Annotated in this window: 18 protein-coding genes and 1 pseudogene; 7 read left to right on the top strand and 12 right to left on the bottom strand. The window is 55.1% G+C overall.

Annotated features, from left to right (window positions below; all coding sequences use genetic code 11):
* Positions 1–68: 68 nt before the first annotated feature.
* Positions 69–1,994: a tetratricopeptide repeat protein gene (locus E2H98_RS13965; protein ID WP_157591387.1), complete on the bottom strand. Its 1,926-nt coding sequence runs from the start codon at positions 1,992–1,994 to the stop codon at positions 69–71.
* A gap of 159 nt (positions 1,995–2,153) precedes the next feature.
* Between E2H98_RS13965 and E2H98_RS13970 the strand changes: the two genes are divergently transcribed.
* Positions 2,154–3,842, top strand: a complete 1,689-nt coding sequence (locus tag E2H98_RS13970) for an isovaleryl-CoA dehydrogenase (RefSeq protein ID WP_198325132.1) — start codon at positions 2,154–2,156, stop codon at positions 3,840–3,842.
* A gap of 336 nt (positions 3,843–4,178) precedes the next feature.
* Positions 4,179–5,729 (top strand): type IV pilus assembly protein FimV, encoded by a 1,551-nt coding sequence (locus tag E2H98_RS13975; RefSeq protein WP_157591388.1) that lies wholly within the window; start codon positions 4,179–4,181, stop codon positions 5,727–5,729.
* A 253-nt stretch (positions 5,730–5,982) separates the two neighbouring features.
* Here E2H98_RS13975 and E2H98_RS13980 read toward each other — a convergent pair whose 3' ends face one another.
* The 7 genes from E2H98_RS13980 to ytfE all read right to left on the bottom strand — a co-directional run bounded on the left by E2H98_RS13980 (position 5,983) and on the right by ytfE (position 14,017).
* The gene (locus E2H98_RS13980) at positions 5,983–6,825 is read right to left on the bottom strand and encodes a hypothetical protein (protein ID WP_133593659.1); all 843 of its coding nucleotides are present in this window, start codon (positions 6,823–6,825) and stop codon (positions 5,983–5,985) included.
* Positions 6,826–6,861: 36 nt separating this feature from the next.
* The gene (locus E2H98_RS13985; protein ID WP_133593661.1) at positions 6,862–8,202 is read right to left on the bottom strand and encodes a GAF domain-containing protein; all 1,341 of its coding nucleotides are present in this window, start codon (positions 8,200–8,202) and stop codon (positions 6,862–6,864) included.
* A complete protein-coding gene (locus tag E2H98_RS13990) occupies positions 8,199–8,708 on the bottom strand; it encodes a hypothetical protein (RefSeq protein ID WP_133593663.1) in 510 nt (169 codons plus the stop codon). Before E2H98_RS13990 ends, E2H98_RS13985 begins: the two co-directional genes overlap by 4 nt.
* A 141-nt stretch (positions 8,709–8,849) precedes the next feature.
* Positions 8,850–9,551 carry a hemerythrin domain-containing protein gene (locus tag E2H98_RS13995; protein ID WP_133593665.1) on the bottom strand — a complete coding sequence of 234 codons (702 nt, stop codon included), beginning with the start codon at positions 9,549–9,551 and terminating at the stop codon, positions 8,850–8,852.
* Positions 9,552–9,575: 24 nt separating this feature from the next.
* The gene (locus E2H98_RS14000; RefSeq protein WP_133593667.1) at positions 9,576–10,781 is read right to left on the bottom strand and encodes a hypothetical protein; all 1,206 of its coding nucleotides are present in this window, start codon (positions 10,779–10,781) and stop codon (positions 9,576–9,578) included.
* Between the two features lie 223 nt (positions 10,782–11,004).
* Complete coding sequence (locus E2H98_RS14005; RefSeq protein WP_133593669.1) at positions 11,005–13,341, bottom strand: nitric-oxide reductase large subunit; 2,337 nt, start codon at positions 13,339–13,341, stop codon at positions 11,005–11,007.
* 13 nt (positions 13,342–13,354) lie between these two features.
* Positions 13,355–14,017 (bottom strand): iron-sulfur cluster repair protein YtfE, encoded by a 663-nt coding sequence (ytfE, locus tag E2H98_RS14010; protein WP_133593671.1) that lies wholly within the window; start codon positions 14,015–14,017, stop codon positions 13,355–13,357.
* Positions 14,018–14,238: 221 nt separating this feature from the next.
* On the opposite strand from ytfE, the gene E2H98_RS14015 reads away from it, so the two are divergent.
* On the top strand, positions 14,239–14,676 hold the full coding sequence (locus tag E2H98_RS14015) for an RrF2 family transcriptional regulator (RefSeq protein ID WP_133593673.1): 438 nt from the start codon (positions 14,239–14,241) through the stop codon (positions 14,674–14,676).
* On the opposite strand, the gene E2H98_RS14020 is transcribed toward E2H98_RS14015, so the two are convergent.
* A complete protein-coding gene (locus E2H98_RS14020) occupies positions 14,665–16,452 on the bottom strand; it encodes a sensor histidine kinase (RefSeq protein WP_133593675.1) in 1,788 nt (595 codons plus the stop codon). The two genes, E2H98_RS14015 and E2H98_RS14020, sit on opposite strands and share 12 nt — an antisense overlap.
* Position 16,453: 1 nt before the next feature.
* On the bottom strand, positions 16,454–17,827 hold the full coding sequence (locus E2H98_RS14025; RefSeq protein WP_133593677.1) for a sigma-54-dependent transcriptional regulator: 1,374 nt from the start codon (positions 17,825–17,827) through the stop codon (positions 16,454–16,456).
* A 224-nt stretch (positions 17,828–18,051) separates the two neighbouring features.
* Here E2H98_RS14025 and E2H98_RS14030 point away from each other — a divergent pair, with 224 nt between their 5' ends.
* The 3 genes and pseudogenes from E2H98_RS14030 to E2H98_RS14040 all read left to right on the top strand — a co-directional run bounded on the left by E2H98_RS14030 (position 18,052) and on the right by E2H98_RS14040 (position 20,315).
* The gene (locus tag E2H98_RS14030) at positions 18,052–18,216 is read left to right on the top strand and encodes a DUF1328 domain-containing protein (protein WP_133593679.1); all 165 of its coding nucleotides are present in this window, start codon (positions 18,052–18,054) and stop codon (positions 18,214–18,216) included.
* 42 nt (positions 18,217–18,258) lie between these two features.
* Positions 18,259–19,119 (top strand): BON domain-containing protein, encoded by an 861-nt coding sequence (locus E2H98_RS14035; RefSeq protein ID WP_133593681.1) that lies wholly within the window; start codon positions 18,259–18,261, stop codon positions 19,117–19,119.
* 177 nt (positions 19,120–19,296) lie between these two features.
* Positions 19,297–20,315 (top strand): annotated as a pseudogene (locus E2H98_RS14040) (IS110 family RNA-guided transposase).
* 349 nt (positions 20,316–20,664) lie between these two features.
* On the opposite strand, the gene E2H98_RS14045 reads toward E2H98_RS14040, so the two are convergent.
* The gene (locus E2H98_RS14045) at positions 20,665–21,327 is read right to left on the bottom strand and encodes a gamma-glutamyl-gamma-aminobutyrate hydrolase family protein (RefSeq protein ID WP_133593909.1); all 663 of its coding nucleotides are present in this window, start codon (positions 21,325–21,327) and stop codon (positions 20,665–20,667) included.
* The gene (locus E2H98_RS14050; protein WP_133593911.1) at positions 21,300–22,274 is read right to left on the bottom strand and encodes an amidoligase family protein; all 975 of its coding nucleotides are present in this window, start codon (positions 22,272–22,274) and stop codon (positions 21,300–21,302) included. The genes E2H98_RS14045 and E2H98_RS14050 overlap by 28 nt, the downstream gene beginning before the upstream one ends.
* A 212-nt stretch (positions 22,275–22,486) precedes the next feature.
* Here E2H98_RS14050 and E2H98_RS14055 point away from each other — a divergent pair, with 212 nt between their 5' ends.
* A complete protein-coding gene (locus E2H98_RS14055) occupies positions 22,487–24,412 on the top strand; it encodes an SLC13 family permease (RefSeq protein WP_133593913.1) in 1,926 nt (641 codons plus the stop codon).
* Positions 24,413–24,416 lie beyond the last annotated feature (4 nt).

Here is a 24,416-nt window from a genome sequence, read left to right on the forward strand (position 1 = left end):
TGTTCGCAACAGTGCAGATAAGCACTAAACCTTAACAATACCGTCGCTAACTTAGCGAGTTCGCGTTATCAATAGAACCGACCAGTAGCGTTGCCGTTAGCGTCAATCTGACATCGACGCAGCGTCACACCATTAAGCTTGATTTGGCGATTGTTGAGAATCTGAATCGTGGCATCGCCATCGGTACCGGAAAGCGAATAGGTCCATGTTTTGGTATCCACTTCGTCTGGCGAAGAGTAGAAACGTCCATGTGATTCCATACCCATGGCGTTCTTGCCTCGATTGTCATCCTGCGTGCCGGTGAACGTATGAAGAAACGCATTGTCGGTTCCGCCGAAGTACAGCGACGCCGAGCGCTGCACGAGACCCTCCCGGCATGCTTGCTCGGCGAAAGGCGTGGATTCAGTGTCGCTGAAGTATTCACGCACATGGGCGTTGAACAAACTTTGTGCTCGATAAGATTCGAAGCCATCCGAACCACCGCGACTTGAGCCAAATCCTGTGGCGATTGCCGCATCAAAGTCTGCCATGGCGGCGCTGCGACCCCGTGTGGCCGCCCGATAAGCGCCGCGTAAGGCCAGTAGTCTTGCCTTGATCTTCGCGCTATCTTTCAGATCAGGGCTGTTGGCTTCTTTCATCGCTTCGGCAAATATCGCCTCAGCGTCAGTGTTGCTGAGGTGTTCGCGATACTTGACCACATTGTCCACTGAACTCAGGTGCAACGGTTGACCAGCTTCAACCAGACGACGTCGCAAGGCATCGTGGTAACGCTTGGCGTTTTCGTAGGCCATGACATAAAAATTAAAATTATCTTTGTTTTCTTGTGGATTCACGAAGCCTTGGGTTTCCGGCAGCATTTCCAGATCGGCGACAATCTCCCCCCCATTTTCAATGCGCATGTCTTTATTCCACTTGATCCGGAAACGACGGATATCGACATTCGCCGGGTCCATTCGCACGGCTCGATCAAGGGTGTTTTTCGCGTTAGGCAAGCCATTTTGATGCTCGGCAATGGCCAGGTGAACGTACAACGACGCTTCATTCGGTTGGATCGAAATCGCTTTTTCCATATCCTGAATGGCGGTTTTCGGGCGCATTTTTGCCCGCGTAATATAAAACCCGACTTCTTTTGGCCAGCGCTGCAATCCGGCCTCGATGATCGCATCCGCTTCTTGTGGTTTGCGCTTTCGCTCCAGCAGGTTGGCGATCTCGGCAACATAATTCGTCAACGGCGCTTCGCCTTTGTACAGGCTGAGAATTTTTTTGATGACTTCTGTGGTCATGCTGGAGCCGTCATTTGCCAATGCCCGTCCGTACTCGGCGAGCACGTCCAGGTTGTCTGGCCATTTATGCGCGGCGGCGGTCAGCAACTCCAGCTTTTTGCTGTCCGGACTTGCCACACTGGCTCGACGTAACACCAGATTGACGTCTTCCGGAAAGCGCGTGATAGCCTCTTCAATCATGCGGGCGGCTTCAGAGCGGTTGACACTGGCGAGTGCATCAAAACGCAAGGCAAGCAGACGTGGCTGCCACTCTACGGGCGCGTTGGTCATCGCTTTCTCGAAACTTTTCGCGGCTGCTGAGCCGAAGTTCAAACCGTCACCAGGCGACATTTGCAACATGCCCAACAGGTACCAGGCCTCACTGTGCTCCGGGGCAAGTGTCGTGGCTTTTTTCAGATCATCGATCGCTCGCATCCGATCGGTATTACCGAGAATGGAAGCACGCGCGATATAAACCGGCGCCGAGTTCGGATAGCGAGCAATCAACGCATTGGCACGTTCAATCAAACCGGGCGTTGCAGCGCCGGCGCGCAAGTCGGCCATCAGCGACTGTACGGCTGTCTCTTCTTCGGTGGGGGGCGTCTGGCTGGTTGCGTAATTGGCGGTGCTGAATGTCAGTAGCATCACGACGGCCAGCATCGACGTCATACCAAAGTGGGAGCTGCCTTGGCGTGTCTTTACGCCGATCAATCGGAAAAGCGGAGAACCCATGGATACCTCATCAATACCCAGCTAAATTCACATGGTCCGAGCATCATATGGACGCGCACCACAAGCGGCAATAAAAATTGCCACGGATTTGCCGGCTTGTTGCGCCACAATGCAATTAGCTTGAAGATAAAGACCATCGATCTCATTGGGAATCCGCACATGGACCATCCATCTCGATCACTAGAACACGATTCGTTGGCGCACAAAGCCCAAGCGGAAACGCATGAAGTATTCAATCAGCCGACACCGCTGGAGCACTACAATGCCTACACCAGCGACAATGCGCTGCAGTTTTGGATCACAAAATTTGGTGGCGATTGGGCCAGCAGCAATTTGCGAGCGTATGGCGATCGCTGTGGCAATGAACTGCAGCGCGCTGGTTTTCTGGCCAATGAAAACAAACCGCAATTCGATACGCATGACCGCTTTGGTCATCGTGTCGATTTGGTGCGCTTTCACCCGGCTTACCATGAATTGATGCATGCCGCCGTGCGGGCCGGCATACACGCTAGCCCTTGGCGTCATCCGATCGCCGGTGCCCATGTCGCCCGCGCCGGTTTGATGTACCTGCATACCCAAGCCGAAGCCGGCACCTGTTGCCCGATCACGATGACCTTTGCCGCGGTGCCGGCACTGAAGTCCACGCCATCGGTCGCGGCAGAATGGCTGCCGAAAATCTTGAGCGATGAGTACGACGAACGCAACGTGCCTTATACGCAGAAAAACGGTGTGACGATTGGCATGGCGATGACCGAGAAGCAAGGCGGCTCTGATGTCCGTGCCAATACCACGCGCGCTTATCCGTTAGGCGAAGCGGGGCCCGGCGAGGCTTACGAAATTGTCGGTCATAAATGGTTTTGTTCGGCGCCGATGAGTGATGCGTTTTTGGTGTTGGCGCAAACCGAAAGCGGTTTGTCCTGTTTTCTGTTGCCGCGCTGGCGACCAGATGGCAACAAAAACGCCATGCACATACAGCGCCTGAAAAACAAACTCGGCAATTGTTCGAACGCCTCATCGGAAGTCGAATACCGTGGCGCATTTGCCTGGATGCTCGGTGAAGAAGGTCGCGGTGTACGCACCATTATTGATATGGTCGCGATGACGCGTTTTGATTGCATGATCGGTTCCTCGGGTTTGATGCGCGCGGCTGTTGCGCAAGCCACGCATCACACTTCTGGCCGTTCCGTGTTTGGCAAAAATCTGCACAAGCAACCGCTGATGCAAAACGTGCTCGCCGATCTGGCGCTGGAATCAGAAGCGGCATTGGCGTTGACGATGCGGCTTGCCCACAGCCTCGATCAGCAGCAAGACGAAGCCCATCAATTGTTCGCGCGGCTGGTTACCGCCATCGGTAAATACTGGATCTGCAAACGCGCTCCGCACCTGACCTATGAGGCGATGGAGTGCATCGGCGGTGTTGGTTATGTCGAAGAGAATCTACTACCGCGTCTGTACCGGGAAGCGCCAGTCAATGCGATTTGGGAGGGCTCGGGTAATGTGCAGTGTTTGGACGTATTACGCGCCACGGATAAATCGCCAGCCGCGGTCGAGGTGTTGTTCAACGAACTTAATCTGGTGCGTGGCCAATCGGTTGCCTTCGATCAACAATTCCTGCAACTGCAAAAGCTGCTGAAAGACCCCACCAGCATCGAAGCCAACTCACGCTTTGTTGTCGATAAACTGGCCGTGCTGCTGCAAGCAGCGACGCTGATGCAATCCGGTGAGTCGTTGATCAGCGATGCCTTCGTCGCCGCACGAGTTGAAGGGCAGTCCGCTTTTAACTACGGTTCCTTGCTGAATCAATCTCAGAGCCAGGCCATCATGCAACGGGCACAACCGCATCTTTGAACGGCAAACCACTGAGCGGTTAACGACGGTAAAGATGTTTTTGAGCTAAGCAATACTCTAAATATCGCCATTCGTTTCTATATAACGTACCGGTTAGCATTTCTCCGCTAACCGGCTTTCTCGCGCAATACCACGAAATTTGCAGGCTTTTCTCGCAAACGCTGCTGCGTGATGGATGACCATGCTTGTGCTGCCGTGCCAGCGTGGCAACCGTAGTTTGACATTCGCATGGGCTCAGCGCCGCTTTGGCAAAAGCGGCAATACCCTCCATACTTCCTTTGTGCTCCTCCGCTTGTTGTACGGCACGAAGGATGATGTGTTATGGCGCAGCCACGAATGAAGTTAACCGCCCTGATCCTGGGCGTCCTGTTGTCACCGACCAGCTTTGCCGTCGGACTTGGCGACCTCGAATTACAATCCCATTTGAACGAAACCTTGCAGGCGGAAATTCCGCTGCTCGGTGTTGGCAACGCTGAGTTGCATGAACTGCGAGCCAGCCTCGGTCAGCACGGCGATTTTGCAGCGCTTGGGCTGGATCGCGTGCCCGCGCTGAATGACATTCGCGTGCAAATCTTGCCGCGTGGCGATGGCGCGGTGTTGCAGTTGAGCAGTCGGGTGCCGATCCGCGAACCATTGTTGCAATTGGTGTTGGTCGCCGAGCAGGGCAGCACGCGCTATGTTCGCGAATACGCCTTGTTGCTGGATCTTCCGGGCACACCGCTGCGCACCAGTGCCGCTGTTTCAACAACCTCAGCAACCGACACCGCGATACGCATCGCACCAAGTGCGCCGGCTCCAGCTTATACCAATTCCTCCAACGGTTTGACCGCACGCGGCGATAGTTTATCGGTTATCGCACAACGTCTGGCTAAAGGTTCTGATTCACACTGGCAACAATGGGCCGTTGCCTTGTTTCGGCAGAACCCGGATGCTTTTATCGGCAATGATCCGAATCGGCTGAAAATGGCCATCGCATTGCAACTCCCGACTGCAGAGCAGGTGCGTCAAATCGCCAGAAACGAATGGCAGACTTTGCTTCAGCGGCCGCGCGGTGCGATGGTCGCGGCATTACAAACACCAGCGCCGACGCCTGCGCTCGTCGAAGAACCGCCAGTCGATCACGCCAAACTGGAACAGATACGGGCACAAAACGCCGAACTGAAAAATCAGCTGCAAGCAAACGCCGAGCGACTGCAAGCATTGGAAGCGAAATTACAGGCAATGGATGCGCGTCAAACCGCCTTACTCAGCCCTCAACGCGTGCCTGAATTCAATGTCTCGCGCCCGGAAAACCCTCTGCCCACTCCGGTGCGCGTGGTCATCAACGATACGCTTGCCAAAGCTTCGCCAACCAACACGGTCACCCCGTCTGTTGCCAACGTTGATGAGCGATCCTGGCGCGATGTCATCTGGACCTTGACCGCCATTGCCGCGCTGGGTGGTTTGAGTGCCTTGTTCTGGACCTGGTCTGAGCGGCGAGCTGAACGGCGACGTTTCGCCACGGCCCGCGTTCAGCACCAACACGTATTGAGCGAATCGCTGCCATTACCTGAAACCATAGAACCGAAGCCGGTAGACGTGACGGCCACAACCGCGGCGGAACGACGCCTGCTGCAGTTAAAGCAAATTCAGGCGGCAATCGATACCTACACCACTTATCAATACTTCGATCGCGCAACCGAGTTGCTGCAGCAAGAAATGCAGAAAGCCGGAGATGATCTGACTTTGCGCCGCAAGTTACAGCAACTGATCAAGTCCGTTCGTAAACAGCAGCACGAAGCGGAGAAAGTATCGGCAAAGGCACTGAGCGATGCGTTCGACAGTGCCACGGCAACCATCAGCGATAAATCGAGTGTGGACAGCAACAACAAGCAGCACTCTGGTTGAGACCAGTTCCTCTCCCAATGTCCAGTCAAGCTAGGCTAAGGTATCGACTGCCCTGAAATCAGCTAAAGACAATTAGCTCTGAAAGCCGACTACCCAACCTATAGCTTTCAGATTTCGATTGACCTAACCAACGCATTTCGTAAACTCGCCAAGCGGTATCTCACACTATCTCCCAGTGTGGTAGGTTGGCCAGCGCCCCGCGGAGCCCAACAAGCAATGAGCTCGGCGGTCCGCATCGGAAAAAGCGCTTTTTCTAGAACCCCCAGTTAAACTCGACGGCCAAAGCCGTACTATCCGGAATATCAATTTCATTGATGCGGTTATCCATCAACCGATAACGCCAGCGCTGTTCCATGTGGCGGATAATATGTCCGCCAATCTCGATGTTTTCCCACTGCCATGTCAAACCCAGTTCGAGGCGCCAACGGCGCTGTTCCAAGTCGCTGGTTATCGTCAGCTGTTCATCGCGCACACGCCATTGTCCGCCATCAGGGAACAATCGCAGATGCCATTGCCAGAACTCGTTTAGCGACCAACGAACGGCGTTTTCCGGAAAGCCAAGCGTTACTGACCAATCGTTATGGTGTAGGTGCCATTGCCAAACGGGGTGGGGGCGGTAACGGCCAAACTGACTGCCAGCGGCTATGCCGAACTTCATGTGTTTATACGGATAAAGCAATGCGAAGTTGGCTTGCCAGTCATCGAGTTCTACTTCTTTGAGATGACGCAGGGCGTTCGATGAGGTGGCGAGAGTAGGTGTCAGTGTGACTTGCCAGTTTTCCAGTGCAAAATGCCATTGCCAACTGAGCGCATGCAGATGACCGTTACTGGCGGCGACGACGCCATCGACGGATGGTAGTTCAAAAATCCGATAATCGTGTTGGAATTGCCATCGCGGTGTTTGTTGTTCGCCGGCACCAATGCGCCAGCGGGTTTCACGGTAGCTTTCGTTCTGGTTTCCGATGTCGAGTTCGCTGGCGAGTTGATGGACGCTGAGAAAGTAGGAATGGGAGGTTTCAGGAAAGCCGCACTGACTAAATAGCAGAGATAGGGCAAGCGGTACGATGCGATTAGGTGAAAGGGCGGTAGCAGTCATAAACACAGCATAGCAATTGAAGCCGTGAAAGATGGGCTAGGCGCCGACTTGTAACTCCACTGGTCTATGCATGACCAGTTTGATACGCCCGCGCCCCGCCTTTTCGATAAACAGGTAATCGCTGCGTTCTTTCAAGCGGCGCGACAAGAGCAGCAAACGTGCATCGAGATTGTCGCTGACATCCGGTAACGGGATGGCGTTGTCGAGGCGCAGTTCGCGCGTGGTAAATTCGATACGACCCTCGTGTTTGAACTGATTCAGTAAGCGCCAAAGAATGGCGCCGGCCACGCCTTTGATCAGGTATTCTTCGTCAAGAAATACGCTGTGATCGGTCAGGAAGTACTTGACCCGAATAGCCGTGCCTTGTGGAGTTGGACAGAGGCCTGGTGAATGGCAAACTTCAGCTGGTGGTTGCGATTGCAGGCTTTGCATGGCCTCACCCACCTGCGCGCAAATCGCGACCAGCGCATCCTCGTCGTCGTAATTGAAACGACAGGCCTGATCACTTTCCACATACAGCACGGCCTGCAGGTGCCCATTGGCAAGGATGGGAACGGCGAGCTGGCTGCCCGGTTCCGAAAGTCCAGGCAACGGTATGCGATCTTCAAGTTTGTCGGCGCGGCCATCGTCGATCAGCTGTTCACGAACGGCTTTTGTATAGGCGTATTCTGCCGCGAAATACATGATCCGTATCGGCACGCGTTCTTTCGCGGCAACCCCGATAACGCCAACCCCGAACGGAATTTCCGAGCCAATGCCTGAACGGTCGTAACCGCGGCTAGCCAGTGTGTACAACTTCTGTGCCGTTGGATCGGCCATCAGCAGCATGGAATTGCGGATATTGAAGTGTCGGTCGAGCGAGTCGAGCATGGTGTCGACCAGATTTTCCAGTGAGTGATAACGGCCGAGACTATCAACGGTACGACGCAATGCCGGCAGAAGCGCCGGATTGTTGGGCATCGCCATCAATTCGCGACCAGGCAGGTGCTCAATCGACAGTACCCGGTAAATGTCGGCGCCGCGCAGTTTGAACACGCCTACCATCCCTTCATAAGAAGCGATACCAGCCAGTTTCGCGCGCATTTTTTCGAATTGTGGGCCGGAGGTTTCGGTGCGTAAATATTGCAGCACCAACCGGTAGCGTGCTGCAGTGACCGGGTCCATGGTCAGCAGGGTGGCAATCGGGTTGGCCAGAATGTTCTCGCGCGTTTTGTTGAAAAACTGGAAGGTCAAGGCGATGTGCTGGCAATCGACATACATTGCCTGTGACACGTAGGTGACATTTGGCATACCCTGATGATCGCTGGTCGCCAGTGCCGAGGGGATGATGCCCTCGAGACAAAGTCGAATCGACTCCAGCGTTGGTGTGTAGATCATGGTAATGGCGCTCCGAGCTTCATCTTGTCACCTGCGTGTTGTCCTGGTGTTTGTCGGAACGCCGAGTCCGGTGTAAACGTTATCGTGACCAGCTCATTGGGATCGCAACCGTAAAGCGTGTGAGTGTAAACCTCGGACACTGCGTAGTACGCAAGTCGTTCGCTGAGTTTTTTCAGGTATGGACCGAGCATGTTGCGGTCGGCATCGGTGGCTTCGCCAATGACCGCATCCGTGCCTTTCAGTTGAATGGTGCGATGGGTCTCCGGTTGGCAAAATACGACGGCCACCTTGCCGGTAGTTTCGACGGCGCGTAACAGTGCCTCGCTCTGGTAACGCGGAACCAGAACCGTGATTTGGGTGCGCGCCGCATTGATCCGGCAGCCCGGCGCTTTGACCAGCGTCGAATGCCGCTGAGGAGTGCAGGCTGCCACATGTATGGCGAGATGACTTGTCAAAAAGTCGACCAGCTCCTGCTCCATCAGAGCGCCAGAATCAGACGAACTCATAATGAATCCGATTAGGTGAGTCTGACGCTATTATCGTCCAGATTTTTAACAAGCGGAATCCAGTGCGCGGTAACAAAATGCGTGTGAAAGAGTTTCTTTGTCCTTTCAGTCCGTTTGTGATGCCAATCCTGATGCAGCGCATCAAGCGGTGGCAGGGGCAGGTTCCGGTGCCGGAGTATTGGTCAGTGCCTGACGGAGTTTGCTGAAATACAGTGGCGGCAGCTTGCCGGCCAGTTTACCGATCACGCCTTCGAAAACCGGATCTGGCATGTGCTGTTGCATTTCCCGCAACAACATCAAGCGCTCGGAATGCATCAATGTGGTGAGCATGTCCACGGTGATTTGCATGCGCTCCGCTGGCGACAAGGCGGCGATGATGTTCTCGTGGATATGATGAATCTCCGATTCCGTGAACAGATCGGCCAGCACTTGCGCGTTGTGGGTTTCCTCGGTGTGCATATGGTCGAGATTTTCCGCGACGAATAGCGCCAGATCGGTGTACAGCTGGTGCAATAACTGGCTGCGTCTAGCCCCTGCAGACTGGTGCACGCGTTGCGTGTCTTGCAGCAATTTCTGAATTTGTACTTCGTGTTCCTTGTGATCGGCTTCGGTGGTCAGGTACAGGTGCGGATTACGCGTCATGATCGCGCCATGAACAAAGCGGTTCTCATGCTCCAGATGTACTTGACAGAACTTCAGCAATGAAGCGAGATCATTGAGTTGGGCGTTTACCTGCTGTTCATCGCTGTCATCAATTGTGCCAATCGCCAGCAGCGAGCGGCATAATTGCTGACGCAGGTATTTGTGGATGAACGTGTAAATGTTATAGCTCGGGGTGGTCATCACGCTGCTCCAGGGAAAAGCTTATTACTCGGACTCATTGCTCTGTGCTTGCATTTGTTTTTGCAGTTCCAGTGCTTGCGCTTGCAACGCCTTGACCGTCTCCGGATTCATGTATTGCTGTTGCAATTGCTGCATCTGCTCGGCACTTGGCATCGTTGCCGCGGATTGCATTTGCTGCTCGGCCAGTTGCTGGGCAATGTCCGCTTGCGTTTCATTTTGCGCAACACGATACAGCTCGGCAGCCAGGCGATAGTGTTGGGCGTTTTGCTCGCTGGCCGCTTGCTGGTTGGCTTGGGCTTGCACGTTTTCGGCGCTGGCTTCGTCGCCGGCCATTCGGTAAAAATCGATCGCGGCTTGCTGCAGTTTCGGTGAACGCGGCTCGGTTTTTTGCAGGCGTGCAGCCAGTGCTTTCAGGCTGGCGTTGCGTTGTGTCTCCAGCGCGTTGCGCTGGGATTCATCATAAATTTGCTGTAACCAGCTATGGGCTTCGCTAAAGCTGCGTTCAGCGTTTCTCAAGCCATCATTGGGCCAGCGCTGTTGAAACGTCAGCATCTCCTGCTGCAGGGCCATTGCTGCACTGATATCGCCGGCGCGCAGCAAAAATGGTTTCAGTTCCATGTCGGCACTGGCGCGCAAATACGAGGCATTGACGGCGCTATCGGCGGCCGCCAGCAGGCGCTGGAATTGCTCAGACTGATTGCTGTGGACAAACGGCAGATGCTTTGCGTCGAGCCGATAGGCGCCGGTCACGCTCAGCCGTTCGGCTTCATTACTGTGAAATGACGGCAGCGCGCGATGGGAAAAATGGGTTTGTGCCAATTCGGACAAGGCCCGGTCGTTTGGCGTTTTGTTCAGCGCTTCAATCAGCACCTGATCGGCCAGGGCAAACTGACCACCCATTTCATACCAATGAAACGCGCTTTGTTGCGGCATTACCGTATCGTAAAACTGTTTCTGCTGGGCGAAACGCCGGCCGTATTGCTCGCCGAGTGAGGCGGCCCGACGCGCGATTTGCATCAAGGTTTCGGTGTTGCGATCACAGGCTTCGGCCAGTGCTTGATCGAAGGTTTTCAGCGCCTGCCAGTCCTGGGCATTGCGCAAATAATTGAGGCCTTGCTGATGACGTTTTTCGACCGCTGAGGCCGATAGGCCGGCGCAATCGGCCAGGACGGTATTAATCGGTAGCATCAAAGAGCCGAGGATCGCGAGCGTCAATACACGCTTGAACATGTGCTTCTCCATGCAGAAAAAAAGCGGGCTGTTGGGGACGCAGCCCGGTGCGTAGCCGGTCGGGAAATGCCGGTTGCTTCACGGTGCCCATGGTAGCGATGGCGATCACTGGCGATTGCTAATTTCCCGCTGCAGGAAACTTAAAAGTTTATTAAGTACAAAAAAGCAGATGAAAAAAGCCCGCCGGTTTCGCGGCGGGCAAAGGCTTCAACGATGGTTGTTGTTATTTTGCGGTTTGTTCGCGGGCGATCACATTGGCCAGTGCTGGCTTGCCGACAGGTTGGGTTTCGCCGCTGGTCAGATCCAGCGTTTCTTCGGCGGTTTCGTCGCGGTAGAACAAGCCTTTGACGACTTGCCAAGCCACCGCACAGGCACCGACGATGAACACCACATCACCAATCGTGCGCACCCAACGCAAGGTTGGCAGCAGGCCGGATTGCATGAACGCTTCGCTGCGCGCATACCACAGGCCTTCGGAGGCGCTGGCGGCAAACTGCAGGAAACCAATCGGCAGCAGGCTGGTGAACAACATCAATACCAGACCGCCGTTCAACCACCAGAACGCGGTTTTCATCAGCTTCTCATCGAAAGCCATGCGCGGACGGATGTAGCGCAGAATCAGCAGGCAGAAGCCGAGCGCCAGGAAGCCGTAGACACCGAACAGCGCCGCGTGACCATGGGTGGGTGTCGTGTTCAAACCTTGCACGTAATACAGCGATACCGGTGGGTTGATCATGAAGCCGAGCACACCCGCACCGAGCATGTTCCAGAATGCGACAGCGATGAAGAAATACAGCGGCCATTTGACGTTCTGCATCCACGGTGCGCGCTGCTTCAGGCGCCAGTGTTCCCAGGCCTCATAACCGAGCACGACCAGCGGGACCACTTCCAGTGCGCTGAATGTGGCACCAACGGCCATCACCGGCGTGGTGGTGCCGGAGAAATACAGGTGGTGGAACGTGCCGGGCACACCGCCTAGCATGAACAGCGAAGCGGAACCAAGCGCAGCGACGGTCGCCATTTTCTTCGATACCAGACCCATGCTGCAGAAAATGAACGCCAGCGCGGCAGTCGCGAATACTTCAAAGAATCCTTCGACCCAGAGGTGGACAATCCACCAGCGCCAATACTCCATGATTGAAATGTGAGTGCGTTCGCCGTAGGCAAAACCAGCGCCGTAGAACAGGCCAATCGCAATCACGGAGGCACTGAGCAGGGCCAGCAGATTTTTGTCACCCGGTTGTTTGAACGCCGGCACAATCGCGCGCAGCATCAGCACCAACCAGAACACGATGCCGGTGAATTTGCCGATCTGCCAGAGCCGGCCCAGGTCGACGTATTCATAACCTTGATGACCCAACCAGAAATTCCATTCGGCCGGCATGATTTGGGCAATCGCCAGATAGTTGCCGACGAATGAACCGACGACGACAGCAATCAGGGCCCAGAACAAAATGTCGACACCAAGCTTTTGGTATTTCGGATCTTTGCCGCCGTTGATGATCGGCGCCAGAAACAATCCTGCCGCCAAAAAGCCGGTGGCAATCCAGAACAAGGCCGATTGAATATGCCAGGTACGCGTCAGCGAATACGGCAACCATTTCGAGGTTTCGATGCCGTAAAAACCTTGGCCTTCTACGGTGTAGTGCGCGGTGAAGCCGCCGAGCAAAACCTGAAAGACAAACAGCGCGACGACAACGAACAAATATTTGCCGAGCGCTTTTTGCGAAGCGGTCAAGGCGAACGTCGTGATCGGGTCGGCTTTCGGTGCTTGCGGTTCTTCTTCGTCATGCTTTTGCATGAACGCCCAGGTCCAGATCAGGCCGCCAACACCGGCAATCAGCAGAATGACGCTGACCACTGACCAAATGACATTCTCGGCAGTTGGCACGTTGCCAATCAGCGGCTCGTGTGGCCAGTTATTGGTGTAGGTGGCGCCATCGGGCGTGCGTTCGGTGGAGGCGACCCAGGATGTCCAGAAGAAAAAGTGCGTCAGCTTTTCACGTCGCTCGGCACTCGGTAGTGTCGCTTCTTTCATCGCGTAGGCTTGCCGGGTTTTTTGCAGTTCCGGGGCATCGGAAAACAGCCGGTGATAATAGTCGGCGGTCAGTTCGAAGGCGCGGGCTCGGCGCTCGCTGATGGTCAGAATTTTTCGATCAGCGAGATAGGTGTTTTCGCGATACGCTTTTTTCAAACGAATTTTCAGCAACGCTTGCTGTTCATCGTTCAGCGCCTCGAACGATTGCTGGAATTCGTCCTCGGCGGCGAGCTCCAGCCAGTTCAGCAATTCGCGATGCAACCAGTCGGCGCTCCAGTCCGGCGCCTGATAAGCACCATGACCCCAGATCGAGCCGAGCTGCATGCCGCCGACCGATTGCCAGGCGGTTTGGCCATCGAGAATCGAGGCATCGGTCATCAGTTCGCGGCCGTTTTCGGTGACGACGCGATCCGGAATCGGCGGTGCCGCACGATACACTTCCCGCCCGAAATAACCGAGCATGCCAAAGGTGATCGCCAGCACGGCGATCAAGCTAAACCAGAGTTTTTTGTATTGGCCCATGATGCACCTCGCTTCAGGCCGCGTATTCAACGCGATGGAACAAAATGTTGTTTTCCAGGTGGATGTGATCCATCAAATCGGTGACCAGCGTTTGCAAGCCAAGGTAGAGCGCGCGCCAGGTGTTGCAGGCGTCGTCCGGCAGCACAAAGCCGTGCGCCAATTGCTCCATTTGCGCCAGCGCCAGGCCGTGGTCGTCATGCTCGTGGCGCATGACCATGATTGGCCCATGCACCATCTGGTAGGCACCGCGCATCAGCATCGGAAACAGGATGTCTTCTTCCTTGGCCATGTGTTCGGCCAGTTCCTGTTCCATCTGCTCCAGATGGGCGGCAAGACCGGTCGGGCATTGCGGATGATCGCGATGGACTTTTTCCACCCGGCTGGAAAGCCGAATCAGCTCCGGCAATTGCAGGCGGTGCAGTTCGTGATAGCGACTCAGGATGTGTTCGATCAGCTCGCGGTCGTTCTTCGTGCTCCAGTCGGTGTCATGGCTTGCCGGGTTCAGCGCCCGCAGCTCGCCAGCCAGCGCCTCGGCTGACAGGCCACGACCTTCGGCGGCCTCAAGCAGGCTTTGCTGGCCACCGCAGCAGAAATCCAGCTTGTGACGATGGAACAGGGCGGTAGCCCCGGGGATTTGGCGGGCGATTTCGCCCAGGCTCATCTGTTGCAGGTTCATGGTTTTGCCCTCGTCTGACGTTGAAATGGCGGCAAGCGCGCGCTGGCGTCTTGATTGATGCATCGTAAATGCATCAATAAATGAGGGTTTGATCGATATCAATAAAAATGCATCAATAATGCATCTATTATCCGTTTGACGTCCGGAGCCATCGGCCGGGCCAGCGACTCGCTGAAAGTGCCGCCAAGGGCGACGCAGTACACTAGAAATGAGGGCAGGCCATGCATATCACCCGCTTCACCGATTACGCCTTGCGCGTGTTGATGCTGGTGGCACTGAAGGGCGAGCAGCTGACCACCATTCAGGACATTGCCGATCACTATCAGATCTCGAAAAACCACCTGATGAAGGTGGTGCAGCAACTGAGTCAGAAAGGCTATTTGATTGCTGTGCGCGGCAGCGGCGGTGGCGTCAAGCTGAGCCGGCCGCCGGCAGAAATCAATATCGGCAAATTATTTCGCGATATCGAAACCGACCTTGCGCTGGTTGATTGTTTTGCCGACGCGAAAAGCTGTTGCATCACGCCAGCCTGCACCCTGAAGCGGGTATTTGGTCGTGCCTTACGAGCGTTTGTCAGCACGCTTGATGAATACACACTGGAGGATTTGCTCGCCGGGCAACAGCAACCATTGGAGGAGCTGCTGAGCTTAGCGCGGTAATTCGATGATAAAGCGGGCGCCTTGGCCCGGTGTGGAACGCAGCCGGATGCTGCCGTGATGTTGCTCGACAATTTCCTTGCACATCGCCAAGCCCAGACCGCTGCCACCCTGATTGGCGCCGACCTGAAAAAACGGTTCGAAAACGCGCTGCTGCACGTGCAAAGGAATACCATCACCGGTGTCGCTGACGCTGATTTGCAATTGATCGTGTCGTGTGCGCAAGTCCAAGCGAATTTCGCCGCCGGCGGGCGTGTGTCGTAAGGCATTGCTGATCAGATTATCGAGCATGCGCTCAAAGCGGACACGATCCAGTTTATGTGTCACGGGGGCGGCTTCGATGTCGCAATGCAGTTGCACGTTCTGTGCTTCGGCGTTGGCCGCGAAACGCTGGCAGGCCGAGCTCAGCAGGTCACCGAGTTCAACCGGCGCCAAATCCAGCTCCAGGCTTTTGGCGTACAGTCGTGACAAGTCAAGCAAATCGGTCACCAATTTTTGCATTCGCTGCATTTCTTCGTGCAACGTTGCCAGCAACTCTGCCGGGCGCGATGTGGGATCAAATGGCGCCTGTTTTTGCAGCAGCTCAATGGCCATGCGCATACCGGTCAGTGGTGTCCGCAGTTCATGCGAAGCGCGTAGTACAAACTCGGTACGCAGGCGCTCAAATACGCGCTGATTGGTGATGTCACGCAACACCAGCACCCAGCCCATCAGTTCACCGGCCATGACCCGACTGAGCGAATACGACAAGGTGCGGGCGCCGTCACCCTCGCCAATCGACAACTCGCCTGCCTGCGCCTCTTCTTGCGTGGGGTCGAGCACTGCCTGAATCTGTTCGGCAAGCTGGGATGCCGGCAGCAACGCAGTAATCGAACTGCCAATCGCCGCGTTCATGCTGCAACCCAGTTGCAAGGCTGCCACCGGATTCAATTGCTCAATACGGCCATTGCCGTTGCCGATAATCAAGCCTTCATCAATGCTGTTCAGCACCGCTTCATTGCGCTTTTGTTCGCGCAAAATCGATCCGATATTCAACGCGTGAAACTGTTGCAATGCCTGAGTCATCGTGTTGAATTGTTTCGCCAAGGTATTCAGCTCATCGATGTCTCCGAGTGTGACCCGGGTGTCGAATTCACCGCCAGCGACCTGGGTAGCGGCATGCGACAAATGCTCGAGTGGTTCGCTGAGTGCCAACGCCAAGCGACGGGAAACCAGCACGCCGATGATAAACGTCGCCAGCGCCGTCAACGCCATCAACCCGGCAATGATCCGAAAGCGAAACAGGGCGTTGGCGCTGGCCGTTTCAATTTCGCTCATGTTCATTTCATACAGCGTCAGCGCCTGCTCGCGCAGTCGCTCGAACGCCTTGACCTGATCGGGGCCGGCATCGCCGACGACTACGCCTTCGACATCGCCGACAATGCTGATCATCAAATCATCGTAACGGCCGCCGAGTTCATTGAGCAGCGTTGTTTCGTTTGTGGAGTTGGCCTGTTCGCGCGCCAGCTTCAGCATGTCGCGAAAATGAACGCCCAGCTCCATGAAGTCGGTGACGCGAGTGGGATCATCGTCGGCTAGTTTTTCCAGCAGAATGGTTTGTTGTTTGCCGATGATCGCACGCATGCTGGATGCAGCCTGCAGGCTCTGCAAATTGGCGCGCACGGCCCGTTCGTTGACGACCGAAATGCCGAGTACACCCGCCAGCCCGAGAATCAGGCCGAGCACAGCCACCAGCAGCACGGCGCCGTAACTGAGCAGCAGACGATCACGAACTTTCATTTCAGTTTTTCACTTGCCCGCTTTGTTCAAACTGCTTGCGCTTGCGATACAACGTAGAGGCATCAATACCAAGTTGTTTGGCGGCGGCCTCAACTGTTGCGCTGCTGTTGACCACAGCCAGAATGTGGGCTTTTTCCAGCTCAGCCAATGACACGTTGTCGCCGGCACGCGGCAGCGTGTTCTCTTGCGTCTGTTCACCGAGATGCAAATGATGCGCCGCGATTGCCGTTTGCGGACAGGTGATCGCCGCGCGCTCGATGACATTGCGCAGCTCACGAATATTGCCGGGCCAACGATAGTCCTGCAGCGCCTGCAAAGCGTCGTCGTGAAACTGTTCGGCCGGACACTGATAACGCTGATGAAACTCTCGCAGGAAGACATTGGCGAACACCGGAATATCGTCCCGACGTTCGGCCAGCGACGGCATCGTCAGCGTGATGACATTCAGCCGGTACAGCAAATCCTCGCGGAATTCTCCTAGCTTGACCATCGCCGACAAGTCGCGATTGGTGGCGGCAATGATCCGGACATCCGCGGTACGGGTAACCGGGTCACCAAGTCGTTCGTATTCCTTGTCCTGAATGAAGCGCAACAGTTTCGGTTGCATGGCGAGTGGAAACTCTCCGATCTCATCGAGAAACAGCGTGCCGCCATCCGCCTGATTGACCCGGCCAAGAGAACTTTCGTGGGCGCCGGTAAAGGCACCGCGTTTGTGGCCGAACAACTCACGTTCCAATAAATCGGCGCTCAACGAAGGGCAGTTGACGGTGGCAAAGGCGTGTTCGGCACGCGGACTCCAGTGATGAATCGCCCGCGCCAACACATTCTTGCCGGTGCCGCTGGCACCGAGAACCAATACGCTGGCATCGGTACCGGCAACGTGTTTGGCCTGCTCAATCACTCGTTGCATGGCCGGACTTTCACCAAATGATTTGACTACGTGGTCGGCGCCGATATCGCGTTCCAGTTCATCAACACGCGAACGCAGCTTGGCTGCTTCCGATTGGGTCGCTGCTGCATGCAGCAATTGCTCCGGTCCGCACGGTTTCACCAGATAATCATGGGCACCGGCGCGCATTGCTTTGACGGCGGAATCGACTGACGAGTGGGCGGTGATGATGACGGTGCGCACCCAAGGTGCGTTGGCCTGCAACAACGGCAGCAACGACAGGCCCGAATCATTGCCGAGGCGCAAATCGAGAAAGCACAGCTGAAACACCTGCTGCTCCAGCAGCACCTTTGCTTCATCAAGTGTCGCGGCGCTGAGCACTTCATAGCCGGCATCTTCCAGACAGAAACGAAAGGTTTTGCGAATCGCCGGCTCATCATCGACCAGCAATACCCGAATCGGTTTCCGCTCCGCATGTTGAGTCATGTTGCCTCCTGGCGAGCAAATCAATTCCGTTCTGAAGATTCGTGCAATTTGCAGGAAATGCAAGCAGTGGCCGTGCAAATTGCAAGGCAAATCCCGAAAAAACTGCCGATTCAGGCCGATTCGCGTGCATTGGGAGATGGCACGGTATTTGAAATATCCACTACTGAGTTCAAAGCAACGGTCCAACGGCGCCGCTGTGCGCCGACAGACATAAGGAGAGTCACATGCTCTATTACGCCATTGCCTTTTTAATCATTGCGTTGATCGCTGGCGTGCTGGGATTCGGTGGAATTGCCGGCGCTGCCGTCGGAATTGCAAAGATTTTGTTTTTCATTTTTCTCGCGCTGTTCGTACTGGCTTTGCTGTTTGGTCGCAAGCCAAGAGTGTGAACTTGAGCGAAACCCATTTTTTGGAAGCAAAGGAGAAATCGTATGAATATGCAACGTATGACAATCGTTACAGCAGTCGCTGCCGCGTTGGCGCTGATGCCACCTGCCATGGCTGGTAAGAAGTCGATGGAGCAGGAACTTTCAGAAGCGCGTATTGAAGGTCAAATTGTCGCCACCTACGCCTTGAACCGTCATTTGAATCCGTTCGAGTTTGATGTCGAAGTAGACGGTAACACCGTGATGTTGTCCGGTGAGGTGGAAGAGTCCATTGATAAGGACTTGGCTGAACAAGTTGCGCTCGGTGTTGAAGGCGTCAAGTCGGTGAAGAACAACATTAAAGTCAATGAAGACTATAAACCGAAAACGAAAAAAGCGAGCAAGGAGCGCGACTTTGGTGATGCCATCAGCGATGCCACCACTACCGCGAGCGTTAAGTCAATGCTGCTGTGGAACGGCAATACCGATGGCATGGACATCAATGTCGATACCATGAATGGTGTGGTCACCTTGAGCGGTACCGTCAACAACAGCGCCGAGAAAGAGCTGGCCGAGCGCCTTGCTGAGAATACCGATGGTGTTCGCGATGTCGAGAACAAATTGAAAGTAAAAGCGGCGAACGCCACGATGGGCGACAAAGTCGCCGAGACGGCCGATGAAGCCGGTGAAGCCGTCAGCGATGCATGGATCACCACCAAAGTGAAATCCTCGCTGATGTACACCCGTAATGTTGACGGCACCGATATCAATGTCGACACCAAGAACGGTGTGGTGACGCTGGCTGGTACCGTTGAAAGCTCTGCCGAGCGTGACTTGGCGGAAGAGATTGCCGAAGGCATTCGCGGTGTCAAGGACGTGAAAACCGAGCAACTGAAAATTGACCGCCGCGAAACCGCGAGCCGTTGATCAACCATTCAAGCGACGCTGACCGTCGTTAACCCCAACCCTCTCCACCGCCTTCCGGAGGGGGATTTTTTTATGTGTCCGGATAAATTTGATGGTATGGACTCCTCCCATCCACGGCATCGAAGTGCCAGACTGAGATTGACGAGTCATGTCAGTCACAGAAGGAAGGAGTCCGTTATGAATATTAAGCGCATCGGAATCGACCTGGCAAAGCAGGTTTTCCAACTTCATGCGGTCAATGACCACGACAAACCAGTGATGAACAAACGCCTCAGCCGTCAACAGATGCTGCCGTTCTTCGCCAAGCTGGCCCCGACGCTGATTGGTATGGAAGCCTGTGCGGGTGCGCATTACTGGGCACGCCGGCTGACGAGCCTGGGCCATGTGGTCAAGCTGATGCCGCCGCAGTTCGTCAAACCCTATGTCAAATCCAATAAGAACGATGCCAATGACGCCGAAGCGATTTGTGAAGCGCTGTCACGACCGACGATGCGCTTTGTCACGGTCAAGCCACCGGAGCAACTGGCACTGCAAGCCTTACATCGGGTGCGTCAACGAGTAACCCGTGCCCGTACCGCCTCATCAACGAAACCAAAGGGTTATTGGCTGAGCACGGCATTGTCATCTCGACGCATGGCGCCACGGCATTGTGTCGTCAGTTGCCGGCGATTATCGACGAACCGCGCAATGAGCTGTGTCCGTTGATGCGGCAACTGTTGCGTCAGCTTTATGACGAGCTGACGTTCATGAGTGCACAACTCGATGCCCTGACCAAGCAGGTGCTGGCTTGCGTGAAAAACGATGAACGGATTCAGCGACTGCTGGCCATCGAAGGCATTGGCCCCATCAATGCTTCGGCATTAGTTGCGCAAGTGGGTGATGCCAAACAATTTCGCAGCGGGCGACAATTTGCCGCGTATTTGGGCTTGGTGCCAACGCAACATTCGAGCGGAGGCAAAGAGCGTCTGGGACGTATCAGCAAGCGCGGAAATCCATTACTGCGAACCTTGCTGATTCACGGCGCCCGAGCGGCGGTAAATGCCAGCCGAAAAAAACACGATGCACGCAGCCTGAACATCCAGGCATTGGAGGCAAGACGCGATACCAATGTCACCACCGTCGCCGTGGCCAACAAAAACGCGCGCATCATCTGGGCGTTGTTAAGCAAAGGCGAATGTTACCGGAACAGCAACTAAGCAAAAGGAGTGAACCCACCAGAGATTGCCAAGTCATCGAGAATGGCACAACGGTAAGACCGGCACACCATGATGCCGCTAGGTGCGACGGCCTCCTGAACAGGAAAGGCCGCGAATTCGATAGGCACGGTGTGAGCGAAAACCATTATGGCCAGAGCGATTGATGCGCTCACCAACAGGTCGGATATACGTTTGCAGTCTCATTCCTTTGTCGCTTTCGACGATGGCTTGCAATAGGGGAGGAGTCCATATACGCACCTACAGTAGGCTCGAATTCATTCGGACAGAAAGCAGTAGGCCCGAATTTATTCGGACAAAAAGCCGACGCAGCCCGAATGCCAGACAGAAACTAAATATGCTGCACCAACCACCGAAAAATCGACAGCTGCGACGGTAAATACAATAAATACTCCGGATGCCACTGCACACCAAACATCAAACGCTGATCGTCGGCCTCAAAGGCCTGCACAATCTCATCGAGATCGCGGCCGACGATATGAATGCCGCGCCCGGCATCCTTGATGGCCTGATGGTGCAGGCTGTTGACCCGCACGCTAGGCGTACCGCAGATGTCGGCCAGCTTGCTGGTTTTCTCCAGTTTAACTTGCTTGGTCGGCAATAAACCTGGACGGTTATAGGTAAACTTCCGGATTTCGCGAATATCCTGGTGCAAGCTGCCGCCGAGCACAACATTGATCAGCTGCGCGCCACGGCAAATGCCAAGCAAGGGTTTGTTTTCATCGAGTGCTTTTTTAATCCACTCGATTTCCAGGCGGTCGCGTTCCGGGTCGAGTTTAACTTTCTCGTCGATTTGCCCCTTGTAATGCTCTGGGCTGATGTCGTTGCCGCCGCCAATGATCAGCGCATCGAGCTTCTTTCCGCTCGGCGGATGCACGACGCTGATCCGCTCCGGAATGGCTCCGACCAGACGCAAAGCCAGCGCTGTACACCACCAACTGGGTGCCCAGCGCCTGCCGTTGCCGGTTACCCCCACTCTTGGTCTTTTAGCCATTGGTCCAGATATTCAGTCCAGTCATTACGGTTAACGCCGATGATTGGCAATTCACGATTCAAAAAAGCGTCGCCGAGTTGATTGAGCTTTTTCTCGTCCTGCGCGAGTTTTTCCACCAGCCACCAGGTGTTCCAGCCTTCACAGTACGACCAGTCCGAGCGCTCGATATGACAGTCGGGCAACCGGTAGTGAAAAGCCGGCCTGGCTTTAATTTTGGGATCATCGATGGCTTTTCTGACCCGATCTTCATCGAGCTCGGCCAACAATGGCAGCAGATCGAGCGCACGATTCCGGCTGGCGTTGTAAGTCAGGTAGTCATCAAAAATATCATCGATATCAACCTCATCCTGATTCAGCAGGCGCACCAGATAATCCTCCGGATACAGGTCGATATACGGGGATATTTTTCGTGAAATATTGATCTGATGGGCATCAACGAGCCACCACTGCAACAGGCCGAACGCCCGCAGGTAGCGGTGCAGCACCTCGGCAGCGAGTGAGGGCGCTTCGGTGTTGATGTGCAGGCCGTAAGCGGCGATCAGTGAATCTTCGGTGCCAACCGCTCCGGCTTTACGGAGTGCTTCAATCATCGGGGCCAATGACTCAATGCGGTCGTTCGGAATCGGCGGGCATACCACTTCAATCGGCACCAGCAAACGGGCCGCTTCACCAAGATGTTTCAACCATTCGCCGGGGTCATCTTCATCCGCTGATTTTTTTGCTTGCCGCTTCAGAAAGTCCCAGTCGAGTTCGATGTTGAAATCACCCAATTGCTCGTTACGGACACGACGCTCGGCGACGGTTGTTTCTTGTGCTTCACCACCGAGCGCCGATTGCACGGCATCGGTCGTCTGCTCAAGTGTCAAACCGGAAAATTCGAGCTCGAATCCGACCCGGCGCAGTGAGTTGTCCTGAGTTTTGGTGATCTCCAGGGCTTTGCAGCTCATTCAGTCCTCCACGTTGAACTGCCTATCAGTATAGAAGCTGAACCGAAAGCATGCGATTTTCGTTCCGACCGTTTCCTCATATGCACGTGATGATGAGGAGTCTGACGCACTGATAACAGTCGGTTATCTTGCAGCCTGCGCAGGGACTGCAATACTGAATGGCACTGGAGCGCACTTTTGGCGCTCTCAACAATGGAGTGATGGCAAACACGATGAGCAATGATCAAATTTTGATTCTGGTGATTTTGCTGAGCGCCATTGTGTTGTTCCTCTGGGGCCGCTGGCGCCACGATATCGTCGCGGCGGCAACGCTGCTTGCCTGTGTGTTCACCGGGCTCGTTGCACCGGAGCTGGCGTTCTCCGGTTTTGCCCATCCGGCAGTGATTACCGTTGGTTGTGTGTTGGTGCTGAGTTTTGGTTTGCAAACCAGTGGCGCTATCGACGCCGTGGCACTGAAGCTGATGCCGAGCAGCGAGCGACCAATGCTGAACGTCGCGGCCTTGATTGCCATCGGCGCCGTGTTATCAGGCTTCATCAACAATATTGGCGCTCTGGCGCTATTGATGCCGGTGGCGTTGCAACTGGCACGCCGACAAAAACTACCACCGGGCCGGGTGCTGATGCCGTTGTCGTTCGGGACGATTCTCGGCGGCATGACGACGATGATTGGCACACCGCCGAATTTGATCGTCGCCAGTTTTCGCGAGCAAACCGGCATGGAAAGTTTCGCGATGTTTGATTTCACTCCCGTTGGGCTCGCTGTGGCGCTGTTTGGCGTGCTGTTTGTCGTGTTCATTGGCTGGCGATTGGTGCCGGATCGCCGTCAGGATGATGCCGGCAGTTTTGATACCGGCAAATACCTGACCGAAGTGCGGGTCGAGGACGACAGTGACGTCATTGGGAAAACCCTGCGCAAAGTCGAGGAGATGCTGGAGAAAGCCGATGCCCAGATTGTCGGCTTGGTGCGCAATGAGTTGCAGGTGATTGTGCCGCATCCGCGCAGTGTCGTGCGCAAGGACGACATCCTGATTATTGAGGCGGAACCGGAATCGCTGGCGGCGGTGTTGTCGTCGTTGGACCTGCATTTGGAAGAAGCCGTCGAGCGACGAGAAGAATCCACAAACGAGGAATCGGAGCAGGAAGACGAGGAAGAAAAAGACAGCAAGAAAAAATCAGCGAAAGCCAAGGCAAAGGAAAAATCGCCATCGAAGAAAACGGCGACCGCTGAGGAATCGGCTGCCGATGCCGCTCATATCGGTGAAACGATACAGGTCGAGTCGGGTGAGTATGTAATTCAGGAGCTTGGCGTAATGGCCGGTGCCAGCATCATTGGTCAGTCGGCCACCGATTTGCAGTTGCGAACATTGTATGGCCTGAACTTGTTGGCGGTGTCGCGCGAAGGTCGGCGCTCGATCAAACGTTTGCGCACGACGCCGATTCAGGCCGGTGATTTGTTGATGATGCAAGGCGCACCGGAGTCTTTGTCGGTTTTTGCTTCGGAATTTGGTTGCGTGCCGCTGGCCGCAAGGGCGATTCGCATTCCGAGCCGCCGCAAAGCGATTATCGCCAGTGTGGTGTTGCTGTTGGCCATTGCTGGCGCCGCGTTCGGCGTGCTGCCGGCCGCCATTGCTTTTGCCACCGGTGTACTGGCATTTATGGTGCTGCGCATTTTGCCGCTGCGCAAAGTGTATAACGCCGTGGACTGGCCGGTTATTGTTTTGCTGGCCGCCTTGATTCCGGTTGCCGAGGCAATGGAAATCACCGGTACCGCTGATTTGATTGCCCGAGGTCTGCTGGAAAACATCGCCCAGGGACAACCGATTGTTGCGCTGACATTGATTCTGATTGTCACGATGACCTTGTCCGATTTCATGAACAATGCTGCCACCGCGGCAGTCATGTGCCCGCTGTCGATTAGCGCCGCCCAGCAATTGGGTGTTAATCCTGACGCGTTTTTGATGGCCGTGGCGGTCGGGGCTTCGTGCGCGTTCCTGACGCCGATCGGTCATCAAAACAATACCTTGATTCTTGGCCCCGGCGGTTTTCGCTTTGGTGATTACTGGCGGCTCGGTTTACCGATGGAAATACTGGTTGTCGCCGTCGCGGTGCCGATGCTGTTATGGATTTGGCCTCTGTAAACAA

It is taken from the genome of Permianibacter aggregans, assembly GCF_009756665.1.
Classification (GTDB): domain Bacteria; phylum Pseudomonadota; class Gammaproteobacteria; order Enterobacterales; family Permianibacteraceae; genus Permianibacter; species Permianibacter aggregans.